Source organism: Romboutsia lituseburensis DSM 797 (assembly GCF_900103615.1).
GTDB classification, from domain to species: Bacteria; Bacillota; Clostridia; order Peptostreptococcales; family Peptostreptococcaceae; genus Romboutsia_F; species Romboutsia_F lituseburensis.
Window position 1 is genome coordinate 609,251 of sequence record NZ_FNGW01000001.1, and the last position, 16,398, is coordinate 625,648.

15 protein-coding genes are annotated in these 16,398 nt (G+C 27.5%); 2 read left to right on the forward strand and 13 right to left on the reverse strand.

Annotated features, from left to right (window positions below; genetic code table 11):
- Nucleotide 1: 1 nt before the first annotated feature.
- Together BLP75_RS02850 and BLP75_RS02855 are read right to left on the reverse strand one after the other, a co-directional pair.
- Complete coding sequence (locus BLP75_RS02850; RefSeq protein WP_092722669.1) at nucleotides 2-589, reverse strand: DUF2238 domain-containing protein; 588 nt, start codon at nucleotides 587-589, stop codon at nucleotides 2-4.
- 51 nt (nucleotides 590-640) lie between these two features.
- A complete protein-coding gene (locus BLP75_RS02855; RefSeq protein WP_092722671.1) occupies nucleotides 641-2,164 on the reverse strand; it encodes an FAD-dependent oxidoreductase in 1,524 nt (507 codons plus the stop codon).
- Between the two features lie 268 nt (nucleotides 2,165-2,432).
- On the opposite strand from BLP75_RS02855, the gene BLP75_RS02860 reads away from it, so the two are divergent.
- Nucleotides 2,433-3,407: a tocopherol cyclase family protein gene (locus BLP75_RS02860; protein WP_092722673.1), complete on the forward strand. Its 975-nt coding sequence runs from the start codon at nucleotides 2,433-2,435 to the stop codon at nucleotides 3,405-3,407.
- A 73-nt stretch (nucleotides 3,408-3,480) separates the two neighbouring features.
- Here the strand turns inward: BLP75_RS02860 and BLP75_RS02865 are convergent, their stop codons facing one another.
- On the reverse strand, nucleotides 3,481-4,443 hold the full coding sequence (locus tag BLP75_RS02865) for an alpha/beta hydrolase (RefSeq protein ID WP_092722675.1): 963 nt from the start codon (nucleotides 4,441-4,443) through the stop codon (nucleotides 3,481-3,483).
- Nucleotides 4,444-4,601: 158 nt separating this feature from the next.
- Complete coding sequence (locus BLP75_RS02870) at nucleotides 4,602-5,036, reverse strand: DUF4829 domain-containing protein (RefSeq protein WP_092722677.1); 435 nt, start codon at nucleotides 5,034-5,036, stop codon at nucleotides 4,602-4,604.
- A 219-nt stretch (nucleotides 5,037-5,255) separates the two neighbouring features.
- Here BLP75_RS02870 and BLP75_RS02875 point away from each other — a divergent pair, with 219 nt between their 5' ends.
- Entirely contained in the window at nucleotides 5,256-5,747 is a 492-nt protein-coding gene (locus BLP75_RS02875; RefSeq protein WP_092722679.1) for a YybS family protein, read from the forward strand.
- A 55-nt stretch (nucleotides 5,748-5,802) separates the two neighbouring features.
- Here the strand turns inward: BLP75_RS02875 and BLP75_RS02880 are convergent, their stop codons facing one another.
- The 9 genes from BLP75_RS02880 to feoB all read right to left on the reverse strand — a co-directional run bounded on the left by BLP75_RS02880 (nucleotide 5,803) and on the right by feoB (nucleotide 16,388).
- Nucleotides 5,803-7,305 (reverse strand): outer membrane protein assembly factor BamB family protein, encoded by a 1,503-nt coding sequence (locus tag BLP75_RS02880; protein ID WP_092722681.1) that lies wholly within the window; start codon nucleotides 7,303-7,305, stop codon nucleotides 5,803-5,805.
- 122 nt (nucleotides 7,306-7,427) lie between these two features.
- The gene (locus tag BLP75_RS02885) at nucleotides 7,428-7,856 is read right to left on the reverse strand and encodes an EamA family transporter (RefSeq protein WP_092722683.1); all 429 of its coding nucleotides are present in this window, start codon (nucleotides 7,854-7,856) and stop codon (nucleotides 7,428-7,430) included.
- 181 nt (nucleotides 7,857-8,037) lie between these two features.
- Nucleotides 8,038-9,738, reverse strand: a complete 1,701-nt coding sequence (locus tag BLP75_RS02890) for an ABC transporter ATP-binding protein (protein WP_092722685.1) — start codon at nucleotides 9,736-9,738, stop codon at nucleotides 8,038-8,040.
- Between the two features lie 345 nt (nucleotides 9,739-10,083).
- Complete coding sequence (locus tag BLP75_RS02895) at nucleotides 10,084-11,043, reverse strand: siderophore ABC transporter substrate-binding protein (protein WP_092722687.1); 960 nt, start codon at nucleotides 11,041-11,043, stop codon at nucleotides 10,084-10,086.
- 91 nt (nucleotides 11,044-11,134) lie between these two features.
- Nucleotides 11,135-11,890 carry an iron ABC transporter ATP-binding protein gene (locus BLP75_RS02900; protein ID WP_092722689.1) on the reverse strand — a complete coding sequence of 252 codons (756 nt, stop codon included), beginning with the start codon at nucleotides 11,888-11,890 and terminating at the stop codon, nucleotides 11,135-11,137.
- Entirely contained in the window at nucleotides 11,890-12,900 is a 1,011-nt protein-coding gene (locus BLP75_RS02905) for an iron chelate uptake ABC transporter family permease subunit (protein ID WP_092722691.1), read from the reverse strand. The genes BLP75_RS02900 and BLP75_RS02905 overlap by 1 nt, the downstream gene beginning before the upstream one ends.
- On the reverse strand, nucleotides 12,890-13,843 hold the full coding sequence (locus tag BLP75_RS02910) for an ABC transporter permease (protein ID WP_092722693.1): 954 nt from the start codon (nucleotides 13,841-13,843) through the stop codon (nucleotides 12,890-12,892). Before BLP75_RS02910 ends, BLP75_RS02905 begins: the two co-directional genes overlap by 11 nt.
- A 279-nt stretch (nucleotides 13,844-14,122) precedes the next feature.
- Nucleotides 14,123-14,449, reverse strand: a complete 327-nt coding sequence (locus tag BLP75_RS02915; protein ID WP_092722695.1) for a DUF2325 domain-containing protein — start codon at nucleotides 14,447-14,449, stop codon at nucleotides 14,123-14,125.
- Between the two features lie 37 nt (nucleotides 14,450-14,486).
- A complete protein-coding gene (gene feoB, locus BLP75_RS02920; protein ID WP_092722697.1) occupies nucleotides 14,487-16,388 on the reverse strand; it encodes a ferrous iron transport protein B in 1,902 nt (633 codons plus the stop codon).
- Between the last annotated feature and the right edge of the window lie 10 nt (nucleotides 16,389-16,398).

Sequence of the window (16,398 nt, forward strand, 5' to 3'; positions counted from 1 at the left end):
TTTATTTAAATGTTAGCTTTTTATTAGTTAAATTTAATTTTTTATATATAAATGGTAACATTATTATAGCTCCTACTAATGCGTCTATCATATCTATCATAGTATCAACTAATCCACCAACCTGCATATTCATACCTAAAAATCTATCAATAAGAAATTCAGATATCTCCCATAAACTAGCAACTCCCATACTAAACATAAAAACATAAATAATTATAAAATATTTATTTATCTTTTTAAGATCATTATCACTATGAAAGAATGTCATTATGGAAAATGCTATACTGACTGTTATAAGACCTGACCATAAGTGTAAAAAGTCATCATAATGATTTATATCATAAAACCCATAGCATGAACCTAATAGCGACGATATCATTACAAATAATGCACTTACTATATATAAATTATTATCAATTAATCTAGTATACTTTTTATGAACAAAATATAAAATTATAGTCCCTACTGTACAAATAGAAGCTATTAATATATTCATAGTATTTTTATCTTTTACAAAAATAGCTATAGACCCTAAATATATTATCAATAATAAAATAGTTACGTACTTTGTTGTATTTTTATTTCTCATATTAATCTCCCAACTTTCTGTGTTTATTCTAAGCCTACTATAATAAATTTTTTATAAATTTATTTTTATATGATTTTTTCCTTCTCCATATCTTTTTAAAGGCTTTACAGTAGGACCTTCTAAGATATTTCCTTTGTAATCATATCTAGATGCATGACATGGACAGTCCCAAGTTTTTTCAGCTGAATTAAATGTAAGCTCACAACCTAAGTGTGGACAAGTTATGTCTACTATATATAATGTTCCATCAAAATGTCTGTATGCTCCGTATCTTTTATTGTCCTCTAATACAACTATTTCACTAGTTCCTTCTTGTATTGGAAAATGATCACTACCATATTTTAATTTTCCAGATATATAGTTTAATGTCATGTTTAGATTTTCTTTGTAAAAATCTGTAGTTAAATAACTTCCTTTTCTAGATGGATTAAATAAATCTTCATATTTAGATTCTTTTTTTATTATAAGCTTACTGATTATCATAGCGGATAATGTTCCGCCTGTCATCCCCCATTTTGAAAAACCAGTTGCAACATAAACATTTTTTTCTTTTTTATTTATATTGCCTATATAAGGTACATTATCATAACTCATATAATCTTGAGCTGACCATTGATATTTAAAATCTTTAACATTAAATTTTTCTTTAGCATATTCTTTTAGCTTATCATAAATTTCTCCTTCATTTTTACATTGACCAACCTTATGATCTCCGCCTCCAAATATTAATAACTTTCTACCATCTTCCTCACAAGTTCTAAGTGTTATACCTTTATCTTCAACTCCTAAGAATATTCCTGGCATAATATCTTTTTCTAGTTTAGCAGCTATTAAATAAGATCTATCTCCTTTTTCTTTTGCAAAATAAAAGTTTTTTCCATCATACCAAGGAACATGAGATGCTATTACTACATTTTTAGCACAAATTACCTTTTCTTGATTTGTTTTTATAGTACATATATCACCTTTTCTAAAATTAACTCCCGCTGTATTTTCATATACTTTAACACCTAGTTCTATACATTTTTTTAATAATGAATCTAAGTATTTTTTAGGATTAAATTCTCCTTGGTTTTTGAATTTTATAGCACCTTTAGAGTCTATTGGCAAATCTAATGTTTCATAGTATTCACAATCAATTCCTAATTTTTTACAAGTATCATACTCTTCTTTTAATTCTTCTAAATAATTTTCATTTTGGGCTAATATATAAGCATCTACTCTTTTAAAATTACACTTTATATTGTTTTCATTTATTATATCTTCTATTAAATTAATAGCCTCTTCATTTCCTCCATAGTATAGCTTTGCTTTATAATCTCCATACTTTTGACTTATTTTTGAATATATAATCCCGTGTTGAGATGTTACTTTTCCTGTATTTCTACCAGAGGAACCATATCCTATTTTATTAGCATCTATAAGAGTTACTTTTATACCTTGCTTAGCTAATAGATATGCCGTTGTAATCCCAACTATACCTCCTCCAACTATTAATGTATCTACATTTATATCTTTATCTAAACTTTTTAATTCATTATGTTTAGAGCTTGCTATCCAATATGATTCATTCATTTTTATTCTCCTTATTTTTTTAATTTGTCCATAATATAGTATATTTCCCATTAAAATAAGTAATTATTATAAAAAGAAGCTATTTTTTATGCTTAAGGTTATCATGATGCTTCATTTTATGTGGATAAATCATGAAAGTAAGTTATATCAATACATTTGTTTTGAGCATAAAAAATATTTTGAGCAACAGAATAAGTCGTTGGCGACAGGAGCGAAGCGACTTTTTTATAATAGAATTAATTTATTTAAAAATATATTGGAGGGCTTTATGAATATAATCCAAAAACCAGACTTATATCATGGATTTAGTAAAAATAAAGATTTTTTTGAAGGATGGTATTTTAAAATAGTTGATAAAAATAATTTATATAAATTTGCCTTTATTCCAGGCATATCTCTAGGTAGAACGCCTTATGAACATCATAGTTTTATTCAAATAGTTGATGGCTTTAATATCAAATATAATTATCTAAGGTTTAATAAAAATGAATTTAAATTTAACAACAATGATTTTAAAATAGGTATAAAATCAAATGTATTTGCTCTTGATAATATAATTTTAAATTTAAAGTATGATAATAAATCTATAAAAGGTGAATTAAAATTCAAAAACATAGTTAAATGGAAAGATTCTTTTATAAATCCTGGAAGTATGGGATTTTATAATTATTTAAGCTTCATGGAATGCTATAGCCAGGTATGCGTCTTAAATGGTGATATAGTTGGTCAATTAGAAATAGATAATAAATTAATCGATTTTACCGGTGGAAAAGTCTATATCGAAAAAAATTGGGGTAAAAGCTTTCCCAAGTCATGGATATGGATTCAAAGCAATAGCTTTAGAAATAAAGATGTAAGCATTACTTGTTCACTTGCAACTATACCTTTTCCTGTAAAAGACTTTAGAGGCTTTTTAATAGGATTAACTATTGGCAAAACTTTTTTAAGCTTTACTACAATTAATAAAAGTAAATTAGAGCTAAAATATATTGGTAAAGATATTGAACTTGTAGTTTCTAAAGGTAATTTAAGATTAACATTAAAAACCTATACTAAAAAAAGCGACTTTGTATTGTGTATGGGTCCTAAAAATGGGGATATGATTCCTTTAGTAAATGAAACTCTAAATGGAAGAGTTGATGTTATCTTAGAAAACACTAAAAATAATAAGGTTTTATTTAAAGATTTAGGATATAGCACAGGTATAGAATATGGTGGTGAATTAGTAAATATAATTTACTAACAATATAATAATAGTCTCCTTAAATATAAAAAGTTGCTAAAATACTATTGTGTATCTTAGCAACTTTTATTGTTTATTTATTTGTTACAACTTTATTATTTATAAAGTTTATTATTCTATCAAAATATTCATCTCCTACTTTATCATAGGCATTAACATGTTGCACATTATCTACTAACCATAACTCTTTATTATTGTGAGGTATATTATCATATATTATTTTACTACTTTCAGGTGAACATACCTTATCTTCTTTTCCATGTATTAAAAACATAGGAACTGTTATATTTTGAACAGCTTCATATGGTTTAACTTCATCATAACTAAATCCTGATTTAACTTTAGTATAAATATTTCCCATAGCTCTTGCATATCCTACTGGTAATAGTGGTATATTTTTATCTTCTATACCTAATCTTATTGCATCTGACATTTCATGATATGGAGAATCTGCTATATAAAAATCTACATATTTATTTTTCTCATTTATTTTAGAATGCATAACAACTGTTGCTGCTCCCATAGAGTGACCATGAGCCCCTAATAATCCATTAGGATACTTTTGCTTAACATACTTTGCTACGTTATCTAAATCATATCTTTCATACAATCCAAATGTATAATCATCTCCACCTGTATTTCCTGTGTGTCTTTGGTTGTATAATACTACATTATATCCTCTTTCTAGATATTCAAATGCTTTTTCTAAGTATTCATAGTAATAGCTTTCTATTCCATGAACAAGTATTACAGTATTCTCTGTTTCTTTATTCGATTTTATAAACATAGTTTCAATTTTATATCCATTTTGTGGTGAATCTATCATTATATTTTCATGCTTATATTTTTTTAATTTTTCTAATGGTTTATTTTCTCTATTTGAAAATACTTCCATTACATTTTCATTTTTTATTGTTTGCTCAGAACCTACTGAACCATCATAAACTAAATAACCGACTACAACTGATATTATTAAAAATGCTAAAACTAATATAGATGTGCTTATTATAAGTGCTTTTTTCTTTTTTGATGTCATATATTTCTCCTTTTTATTACCTGGTACTAATATCAGTATACAATATTTTTCGAAATTTTTCTATACAAATGTAATGTTAAAGTATCAGTGTTATAATATCTACAGCTCTTTTATTGTTTATTGTAATTTAGGATTTTTCATGCTTTATAAATAACAAATTAATAACCCCAGCCTACAACTTTCCATTTTCCATTTTTACTATCTCTAACTAAATACCACTGCCAATCAGTATAAGTTGAGTTAGGCTCTAAGCTACCATCTCCTCCTGAGCTACCTACCTTAAAATTAGATATTAATACAATTGTATTTTCATCAGTAGCACCAGATTCATAACCCCCATTACCTTCTTGTAAATAATTATGAGTTAGCTTATTCGATTTTTCTTCATCATACCATATATCAGTAAGAGTGCATCCTTTAAAGCTTTTAAATTTTTCTTTTGTGCATTCTACTGAATCCTTTATTTCTTCTTCACTAAACTTTTCAGACTTTCCAATAGTTACTTTAGCATCATTTCCACTTTGATATGAGCTACAACCAGCTAAAGAAAATAACATTAAAATCATAATAAAAAAGTATACTGCTTTTTTCATCTTAACCTTCACCCCCTTTAGGTTTTATCTTATGCTATTATACATTATACTAAATATTTCCTATATATAAAAATTATTTAATTTTAAAAGTATTTCTCTATAAATATTATTTTAATTTAAACTTTTATAGTAACTATAAGAGTATTTTAATTATATTAATTTATCACTTAAATCATTTTTTTCATAATATATAATAAAACTTTTATTTGGAGGTATATTATGAAAATTAAATACTTAGCTTTAGGCGCATTGATGGCTGTTATTAGTTCTATATTTCAGTGTATACCTACTTTCTTTTCTGAAATTTTTATAATCTTAACTATTTTTAGTTCCATACCAATTTATATAATAACTAGAAAACATTCTACTTTAGGCTTTTTAAGTTATATAGTTGCTTTTATACTAATAACGTTTATAAGCCCACATGAAAATCTGATATTTTTATTTACAAACGGACTTTTAGGATTTATGCTTGGATTTTTTAACAACCATCTAGATAATAAGTATTTGATTTGTACAATTTCAGGGATAATACTGTTGTTATCAATAAATGTTGTAACTTTTATTATTGGTATCAATTTAATTGGATTTGCTTATTCATTTAATTTATTATCTCAATGTCTTATCTTGGTATTTAGTTTTATTTATTGTTTTGTTTTAAATTTCATATGTTCCTTAATTTATAAAAGAGTAGAAAGCTCTATAAATTAACACAAAAAGTGCGTAGTGATTTATATCACTACGCACTTTTTTATGACTTTATTTATTAATCTATACTATAAGCATATATACCTTTATTAGGCAAACCTCCATAAATTTTAGGTACTCCAACTCCAACATATATACAATTATCATTTCCTATTATACTTGATGCTACAGATGCATTCTCTACTTTACTCTTCCAAATAATCTCTCCAGTATCACCTTTATATCCTACTAGGTTGCCCATCATATCTCCTACTATAAAAACATCATTACAAAGTACTCCTGCGCCTACAGCTCCAGTGCTATTTTGAATTTGTTTCCATACTATATTTCCTGTATTAGCATCTAAGCACGCTACAGTTAAACTAAATTCATGATCATCTGTTAAATCATCTTCATCCCATCCATTATTGCTCCAGACATATACATATCCATTTCCTACTGCCGCATTTCCTCTTATACCGGAGCCTGAATCTTGGCCTGTGTATATCTTAGTACTCCATATCAATTTTCCATCTTTTCTTCTAAATACATAATAATATCCATCTTTACCACCTATACCTACAACATATATAGGTTTTTTATTTTCATCCATTATCTCAAATACTTGAGGTCCTGAACCAAAATCATCATCTGGATGTTTCTCATCCCCAGGAAGCCATGTATCCCCTTGTACAACTTGATTTTGCCATATTAATTTTCCTGTTTTACAATCTAGAGCTATAATTGCATCAGAGCTTTTACTTGAAGGTTCTCCATAATTATTTCCTGTTCCAAAATATATCATATTGCATATTGGACAGATTCCAAAAGAACCCCAAACTCCAGCACCTTTTGCATCTAAATTATCACCTTCTAATAGACCTACTGTTTTGGTTTCCCAAATCTGTTTCCCTGTTATACAATCAAATGCAACTACACCTCCTACAGTTTCTGGCTTAAATTCTAAGTTTAGCTCTTTATATATACCAGCTACAGCTTCATCTAATCCACATATGCCTACATACACAATGTTATCATATACAATTAGTTTTGCTAATCCACCTCCAAGCTTATAATCAGTTATTTTCGTAGCCCATACAACTCGATGGCTGGTAATATCTATTGCATACAAATTCCCTGGAGCTTCATTTAATAGAGGTGGTCCTTGCTTTCCGCCCACACTAGCTATATACCATACATTTCCCACTATAACTCCTGTTCCTGCAAATCCAGCCCATAAATATGGTATACATATATCTGATAAATTTTGCTCATACTTTTCCTTTATATATTTAGGAATTGATATTTTGTCTAATTCACAAGTTTGTGGTGTTGGAGGTAAATACACATTTATTTTCCATATTAAATCTCCAGTTGATTTGTCTACACAATATGCATTTCCTTCCCAATCAGTAAAATACACTTTCCCAAAATAAACTATAGGGTCACTCGATATCGGCGAATTAGTTTGTATTTTCCACTTTTCTTTTAAGTTTCTTATGTTATTTGAACTTATATTTGAATTTGGGCTTACACTATTATTTGATAAATTTACTTCATATTTTCTAAACTGTTTATACAATGCTCTTTTACTAATTTTAATCCCCTCCTTAACAACCTACATACTATTTATATACGTCTTAATTTTGTACATAGTTCCACCTAAAGAACTGTATTAGATTTTTAGAAAGTAATTAAATTTCACTAAGCAAGAGCAACCAATATAGTACCCATCCCTATAAATACTACACCAACTATTCCCTTTGTACTTATTTGCTCTTTAAATATTAAAACTGAAATTATTACAGTTAATACTACTGATAACTTGTCAATCGGTGCAACCTGCCAAGTCTTGCCTGTCTTTAAGGCAATATTTAAAAATAACCAAGACAATGCTCCTGATATTCCTGCAAAGACTAAGAATAATAAATCTTTTTTATGTTCTATAACGCTAGATATATTATTTAAATCACCTTTTACAAATGAAACTATCATAAGAAATAGAGCCATTATAATAGCTCTTAGTGTTGTTGCCATTGAAGGTGATAAATTTTTTATTCCAAGCTTTGTAAACACAGTTACAAAACTGGCACTTATTGCTGCCAATACAGCATAAAACAACCAATTACTCATTTTATTTCTCCTTAATTTCTAATTTGAGCATAAAATAAGGATGTTTAAAATTTATAACCTTAAATTATAAAAACATCCTTATTTATTAACTTTAATATTTTAACTCACTAATAAAGTCATTAACTGCCATAAAAACTATCTTCAAAGTATTTATTAGATAAGGTAAATATTTTATAAGCGTCTATTTTCTATGAAGCTTACTATATACTCCACCTTTTTTTATTAACTCATCATGAGTTCCTCTTTCTTCAATTCCATTATCTGTTAAAACTATTATCTCATCTGCATTTTTAATAGTAGATAATCTATGTGCCACAACTAAGTTAGTTCTATCACTACTTAATTCTTCAAGAGATTTTTGTATTTCATATTCCGTTACATTATCAAGTGCTGATGTAGCTTCATCTAATATCATTATTGGAGGATTTTTTAAGAATATTCTAGCTATAGATACTCTTTGTTTTTGTCCGCCTGATAATTTTACTCCTCTTTCACCTATATAAGTGTCGTAACCCTCTGGTAAGCTTTGTATGAAATCATGAATTTTAGCTTTTTTACAGGCATCAATTATTTCTTCTTCACTTGCACCAGACTTACCTATTACTATATTGTCTCTTATAGTTCCTGTAAATAAGAATACATCTTGTGCTACCACACCTATATTTTTTCTAAGTGAGTCTAAGCTTACATCTTTAACATCTATTCCATCTATCTTTATACTTCCCTCTTCAAAATCAAAGAATCTTGGTATAAGATTACATAGTGTTGTTTTTCCTCCACCAGACGGACCAACCAATGCTATAGTTTTTCCAGCTTCTACTGATAAACTTAAGTTACTTAAAACTTCATTGTTATTTTCATATTTGAATGAAACATTTTCTATTTCTATATTACCTTCTACGTTTTTTAATTCGATTGGATTTTCACATTCTTTTTCAGTTTCTTCATTTATTATCTCTATGAATCTCTCAAATCCAGTCATACCATTTTGGTATTGTTCTGTAAAGTTTATTAATTTTCTAATTGGCTGTATAAACATTTTTACATAAAGTAAATATGCAGCAAAATCCCCTAAAGTTATACGATTCATGTAAGTAAAGTAACCTGCTATTATTAAAACTACTAATTCAAGAATATCTATAAGTAAGAACATTCCTGAGAAGTACTCAGCCATTACTTTATATGCACTTTCTCTTGCGTGTTTAAATATGTTATTACTTTCATTAAATTTCTCTAATTCTTCTTTTTGAGTACAAAATGATTTTGTAACTTTCATACCCGCTATACTATTTTCAAGAGTTGCATTAACATCACCTGTTCTTACTCTAGTTTCTTTAAATGCTTTATTCATCCTCTTTCTTTGCGTTATAGCATATAAAAGTATTATTGGTAATATTGCAAATACAATTAAAGTAAGCTCTACATTTATTCCTATTAATATGAAAAATGCCCCTACTAACATTACTAATGATATAAATAAATCCTCTGGACCATGATGCGCTAATTCTGAAACCTCCATAAGGTCATTTATAATTCTAGACATTATGACACCACTTTTATTGTCATTAAAGTATGAGTTAGGTAATTTTTGAAGATGTGTAAATACATAGCTTCTCATATCTGCCTGCATTCTTACACCCACCACATGGCCCCAATACTGCATAAAATAGTTAAGACCTGCTTTTAAAATAAATATTACTAATAAAGTTACTGCAAATACTAAAAGCATTCTTGTATCTTTATTTGGAACAACATCGTCCATTATATTTCTTGTTATCATAGGATATACTAAATCACATAATGCCACTGTAAATGCTGCTAATAAGTCTAGTGCAAATAGCTTTTTATATGGCTTATAATATTTTATAAATTCTTTTAACATTTTCAAACCTCCTCTTTCTTATATTTATACACTTTTCGACACGTATATAAACTAACTTTACTTAAATTATATATTATTAAATTTTTATATTTAATATACTCTTTTTATTTTATATAAAAAATTCGCTTCGCTCAAGCCACTGCGTGGGCGCTACACTTCATGTCGCCAACGACTTCGTCCGTTGCTCAAAAATATCATTTTTTACTTTCACAGAGGTGTTGATATTCCTGTGCTTCATAACTTGTCCACAGTTTTTGATATATTATAATTCCCTTAAGCGTAAAAAATTTAAAGTTGTATGATAGCTAAATCTTAGATATCATACAACTTTAATACTTTACACTATTATTTGTTTATTGCTTTAGATATTTCATCTATCATGTTGTTTGTAGATATAAATCCACCATCACTTAAATACCAAGCATGTGTATCTAAGTAAACTATATTATTTTCTTTAGCTACTTTTGTATTATTTATTAAATCATTATTTAAAATTTCAGCTGCTGGCTTTTGCTCTTTATCGCTAGATATAACTGACTTGTCTATCACAAACATATAATCAGAATCTTGGCTTGCTACATATTCAAATGAAACATCTTGCCCATGGTCTGCTGTTTTAACATTTTCATCTGTATTTTTAAATCCTAAGTTTTTGTATATTAAACCAAATCTTGAATCTTCTCCAAATACACTTAAAGTACCATCACTAACCATTAAAGTAGTTGCTTTATAACCTTTATCAGTTACTTGTTTGTTTATTTTCTCTATTTTTTTATCTATTTTAGCTAACTCCTGATCTACTTTTTCTTCTTTATTAAATATATCACCTAAAACTTCCATGTTATGGCTAAAGCTTTCCATATACTTTCCATCTTCTTTAGATAATGATATAGTTGGTGCTATTTGATTTAGTTTATCATAAAAACTATGTTGTCTTCCATTTATTATTATTAAATCTGGGTCAAGTTCATTTATTTTCTCTAAATCTGGTTCTTTTAATCCACCTACATTTGCATATTCATCACCTTCATATTTATTTAAATATTTAGGTATAGAAGAACCTTTAGCAACTCCAACAACTCCATCTATATCTAAAGTCTCCATTGCATCTAATGCTGCATAATCAAATACTACTATTTTTTCTGGATTTTCAGCAACCTCTGTACTTCCTAAGGCATGCTCAACTTTTACAACTTCCTTAGAACTTTCCTTACTTTCTTGTTTCCCTTTATTTGAAAATACTAACATACCTCCTATTATTCCAACTATTGCTAATCCTGATATTAATGCTACTTTTTTATTCATTTTATTTTATCCTCTCTTGTTTTTATATTATTGATTGATTTATTCTCTTACTTCGTATTGATTATCTTTATCAATACATTTTTAAAATTTTTTAGAAATAAACACAAATTTTTTCTCCGTTTATTTCAGTTATATTAAACTCCATTTCATAAATCGATTCTAGAGTTTCTTTATTTATTATTGCATCACGAGTTCCATAACTAGCTATTTTACCATCTTTAAGAGCTACTATGTAGTCTGAATAACAAGATGTATAGTTTATATCATGCATTACTAAAACAACTGTTTTTCCTAATTCATCACATAAATTTCTAAGTACCTTCATCATTTCTACTGAGTGCTTCATATCTAGATTGTTAAGCGGTTCATCTAGAAATACATATTCCGTATTTTGAGCTATAACCATTGCTATATACGCCCTTTGTCTTTGACCTCCACTTAGTTCATCTAAGTATTTATCTTCTATATTTTTAAGTTTCATATACTCAATAGCTTCATCAATATACTTATTATCTTCATCAGTAAGTCTTCCTTGGCTATGCGGGAATCTTCCAAAGCTAACTAACTCTCTTATTGTAAGTTTTAAATTTACATTATTAGATTGTTTAAGTATTGCTATCTTTTTAGATAGTTCCTTGTTATTCCATTCATCTAGATTTTTTCCATCTATTATTATCTTTCCTCCATCTTTTTTCATAAGTCTAGTTATCATTGATAAAGCAGTACTTTTACCAGCTCCATTTGGACCTATAAATGAAGTTATCTTTCCTTTTTCTATATTTATAGAAACATTATCTACAACAGTTTTATTTGAATATTTTTTTATTAAGTCTTTTACCACTATCATTATGCTTTGCTCTCCTTTAATAATAAGTATATAAAGTATATTCCACCGATAAAGTTTATAATTACACTTAAAGTTGTATTTAAACCAAATACTCTTTCTACTAAAAATTGTCCCCCTACCAATGTTAATACACTGACTAATACAGATGCAGTTACTAAATATGAATGTTTATAAGTATTTAACATTTGCTTAGTTACATTTACTACAATCAATCCTAAGAAGGTAATCGGACCAACTAATGCTGTAGATACTGATACTAAAATTGATACAACTACTATCATCTTTTTTACAACACTATCATAATCTACACCTAAGTTTATTGCATGATCTTTCCCTAAACTTATAACATCTAAATACTTTAAATCATCATAAATAAATGGAACCATACCTATTATAATTAAAAATGCTATTACTATAATTTTAGTGTTCACATTTCCAAAACTTGCATATAAACTATTTTGAAGCGCTGCATATTCATTTGGATCTATTATTACTTGCATAAATGTTGACATGCTTTTGAATAATGTTCCAAAGATCATACCTACTAGTAATAAAAAGAATATGTTGTTATTACTTTTTTCAAATAAGTTTTTATAAAGAACAAAACTTGCTACAACCATTACTGTTACTGATAATAAAAAGTTGCTACTTTTATTAGTTACAAAATTACTTTCAACTCCTACGAAAAATACTATTATTGTTTGAACTAATACATATAATGAATCTAGACCTAATACACTTGGTGTTAAGATATTGTTATTAGTTATAGTTTGAAAAATCATAGATGAAAAAGCTATACATCCTCCTGTTAAAATTATTGCTACTAATTTTGGTATTCTCTGACTCATTGCGTAGTCAAAGTGATTAGGATTTACTCCTGATGTTAAAAACAAAGCTGAAAATACTGCAATCATTGCTAATAATATGTAAAGTATTTTTTTTTGCTTGTTTTCTTTATATATATATAAATTACTTTTACTAGGTAATTTATTACTAGAACTAACTTGCATATGACTTCCTCCTTAATATCATGTATAAAAACATCGCACTTCCGATAGCACCTACTGTAAGACCTATTGGTATTTCATATGGATATATTATTATTCTTGAAAATATGTCACAACTTAAAACAAATATTGCTCCAAATAGTCCTGTATGCCATATACTATCTTTTATGTTGTCTCCTTTATACATAGAAACTATATTAGGAACTATTAAACCTATAAATGGAATACTTCCAACAGTTATAACAACACTTGCTGTTACTACTGCTACTATAGTTAATCCAATGTTTACTATTTTGTTGTAATTAAGTCCTAAGTTCGTTGCAAAATCTTCTCCCATACCTGCTATAGTAAATTTATTTGCATATAAATATGCAATAACTATTAGTGGTATTGTTATGTACAACATTTCATAATTTCCTTTAAGTATCATAGCAAAGTTACCTTGCATCCAAGCTGATATATCTTGCATTAAGTTGTACCTATAAGCTATGAATGTAGTCATTGAACCAATTATATTACCAAACATGATTCCAACTAGCGGTACAAAGACTGCATTTTTAAACTGTAATCTTTTTAATATATTCATAAATAAAAATGTTCCTATCAGTGAAAAAATAAATGAAATTATCATTTTTCCTCCCATACCAGCTTTAGGAAGTAATAGCATTGCAAATACTAATCCTAGTTGAGCTGCATCTATTGTTGCTCCTGTTGTTGGTGATACAAATTTATTTTTACTTATCTGCTGCATTATAAGACCACATATACTCATACCCATACCTGCAACTAATATACTTATAAGTCTTGGTATTCTGCTTATAAGTAAAACATTTATTTGATCATTACTTAACCTAAATATATCTGTTATTTTAATATCATGTACTCCTAGAAATACGGAGATTAATGATAATAATATCAATAAAATTATTAAGTGCCTCTTTTTCATAATTCCTCCTACGTTATCTGTTATATGATAATTAATACCCATTGATATTTATTCTCAAACACTTTATTCTTATTTTATTGATAAAAATTATCATTGTCAATATCATTTTATAAAATAATTATTTTAAATATATATTATTGTTGTTTTTTCAATGTTTTTAACTTAAATATTTTTTATGTGTACATGAGTGTTTTATTGTATTTTTATTTTTTTTTATAAAAATAGAGTTACCTTAAAATACCTTATAATGAGGTATTTTAAGATAGCTCTTAGAATAAATTATTGTATATTATTTTTGTATTTACAATTTTTACAGTTTTTATTGCAAGTATCTATTTGCTCTAAACAATCTATAAAAGCTTGCTTACTACTATTTTGGACTTTTATAATAGGAATATTTTTACGCTTAGCATCTTTTAATGCTGTTTCAACCATATTATGAGATATAGTTGACATTAAAAGTACTATTGCATCTGGATTTCCTATTCTTTTTTTCAACTTAGATGGCATAGTCGTATAAATTTTTGATCTATACCCCTTTTCCTTACTCATAAGCTTATATTCTCTCTCCATTCCTTCATGTCCACCTAATATTAATATACTCATACCTTTATCCTCTCCTTAAAATTTAATACACTTATGTTTAAACGCTCATTTTTAATGTTTCATATTCTTCTACTTTTCCATTAAAACTTAATGTTTTAAGTTTAGAATATAAAACTCTTAGTATTATAAATATTACTGTTGTACCAATTGCTAAGTTTATAAGATTTGTACCGTTAAATCCTACTGTAAATAAGCTTCCTATTTGATAAACATAAAAAGCTCCCGCCCATGCTAATACAAATTGATATACAAATGATGATATTGCCATTTTAGTTCCATATTCTTTTTGCATTGTTGCAAGTGCTGCTATACATGGAGTGTATAATGCACTAAACACTAAGAATCCATATGCACTTAATCCTGTAAATAAAGTAGGTAATACAGAGTTTAAATCCCCATATAACACTTCCATTGTTGCTACAACTACTTCTTTAGCTGATAAACCTGTAATTATAGAAACACCAGCTCTCCAATCTCCAAATCCAAGTGGAGCAAATAATGGTGCTACAATATTTCCTGCATAAGCTAAGAAGCTATTGTCTATTTCACTTGTAAATCCACTAAAGTTAAATGATGATAATGCCCATATTACAACAGACATAGCAAACATTATTGTAACTACTTTTACTAAGAAACCTTTTGATTTTTGCCATGTATTTTTTAATAAAGAAGATACTGTTGGTAGTGAATATTTAGGTAATTCCATTATAAACGGATCATGCTCTTTATTTTTTTGAGTTTTATTTAAGAATAATGCTACAAATATTGCAACTACAATACCTAATAAATATAAAGACATTATAACTATGGGTTGATTGTTAGGGAAGAATATAGATACAAACATTGCATATATAGGTAATTTAGCTCCACACGTCATAAGAGGTGCAATTAATGCAGTTATTTTTCTATCTTGCTCATTTTCTAATGTTCTAGTAGCCATTATTGCTGGTGAAGAACATCCTACACCTAAAATCATTGGTATAAATGCTTTTCCTGATAATCCAACTTTACTCATTACTTTATCCATTAAGAATGCTATTCTTGCCATATATCCACTATCTTCAAATAGAGTTATTCCTAAGAATAAAGTAAATATTAATGGGAAAAATGGTAAAGTTCCACCCATACTACCAATTACTCCATCTACTATTAATGAATGGAACCAGTCACTTGAGTTTGCTAACATATTACTTACCGGACTTTGAATATAAGTTTCTATCCATCCACCACTAAGCTCTTGTAGTGGCCCACCTACCCATTCAAATGTAAATTTAAATAAAGTGTATAAAAGTCCTATAAATATCGGGTATGCTAAGATTGGATTTAAAACAATATCATCTATTTTTTCACTTATTGTCTTCTTTTTATTATTAACTATATTTGTACTTCTTTTTAAAATATCATCTATTTGAGAATAAGTTTCTTTTTCTACTTCAGAATATACTTTATATGTAGTTGGCTTTTTATAAGCTGTTTTTATAGCGTGTTTTAAATTTTCTAAATCTACGCCTCTTTTCGCTACCATAGGTATAACTATACAGCCTAATTCATTTTGTATTTTATCTATGTTTATTTTGATTCCTTTAGATTCTGCACTATCAATCATATTTAATAATACAACCATAGGTTTTTTATATTTCATTAATTGAGTTGTTAAATATAAGTTTCTTGATATATTGGATGCATCAACAACATTTACTATTACATCTACTTGTTCTTTTTCTATGAAGTTTTTAGATATTTTTTCTTCATTTGAGAAAGTATCCATTGCATATATTCCTGGTAAATCAGTTATTTTTATATCATTTCCAAAATGCCCTTCTCTTTTTTCTATAGTTACACCTGGCCAGTTACCAACATATTGATTCAAACCAGTGATAGCGTTAAATATTGTAGTTTTTCCTACGTTTGGATTTCCTAGTAATGCTACATTTATCATTTTTTTCCCC

What these genes read in the sequence shown, in the direction of transcription:
- BLP75_RS02850 (WP_092722669.1), bottom strand. Translation starts at nt 589, where the DNA reads ATGAGAAATAAAAATACAACAAAGTACGTAACTATTTTATTATTGATA.
- BLP75_RS02855 (WP_092722671.1), bottom strand. Translation starts at nt 2,164, where the DNA reads ATGAATGAATCATATTGGATAGCAAGCTCTAAACATAATGAATTAAAA.
- BLP75_RS02860 (WP_092722673.1), top strand. Translation starts at nt 2,433, where the DNA reads ATGAATATAATCCAAAAACCAGACTTATATCATGGATTTAGTAAAAAT.
- BLP75_RS02865 (WP_092722675.1), bottom strand. Translation starts at nt 4,443, where the DNA reads ATGACATCAAAAAAGAAAAAAGCACTTATAATAAGCACATCTATATTA.
- BLP75_RS02870 (WP_092722677.1), bottom strand. Translation starts at nt 5,036, where the DNA reads ATGAAAAAAGCAGTATACTTTTTTATTATGATTTTAATGTTATTTTCT.
- BLP75_RS02875 (WP_092722679.1), top strand. Translation starts at nt 5,256, where the DNA reads ATGAAAATTAAATACTTAGCTTTAGGCGCATTGATGGCTGTTATTAGT.
- BLP75_RS02885 (WP_092722683.1), bottom strand. Translation starts at nt 7,856, where the DNA reads ATGAGTAATTGGTTGTTTTATGCTGTATTGGCAGCAATAAGTGCCAGT.
- BLP75_RS02890 (WP_092722685.1), bottom strand. Translation starts at nt 9,738, where the DNA reads ATGTTAAAAGAATTTATAAAATATTATAAGCCATATAAAAAGCTATTT.
- BLP75_RS02895 (WP_092722687.1), bottom strand. Translation starts at nt 11,043, where the DNA reads ATGAATAAAAAAGTAGCATTAATATCAGGATTAGCAATAGTTGGAATA.
- BLP75_RS02900 (WP_092722689.1), bottom strand. Translation starts at nt 11,890, where the DNA reads ATGATAGTGGTAAAAGACTTAATAAAAAAATATTCAAATAAAACTGTT.
- BLP75_RS02905 (WP_092722691.1), bottom strand. Translation starts at nt 12,900, where the DNA reads ATGCAAGTTAGTTCTAGTAATAAATTACCTAGTAAAAGTAATTTATAT.
- BLP75_RS02910 (WP_092722693.1), bottom strand. Translation starts at nt 13,843, where the DNA reads ATGAAAAAGAGGCACTTAATAATTTTATTGATATTATTATCATTAATC.
- BLP75_RS02915 (WP_092722695.1), bottom strand. Translation starts at nt 14,449, where the DNA reads ATGAGTATATTAATATTAGGTGGACATGAAGGAATGGAGAGAGAATAT.
- feoB (WP_092722697.1), bottom strand. Translation starts at nt 16,388, where the DNA reads ATGATAAATGTAGCATTACTAGGAAATCCAAACGTAGGAAAAACTACA.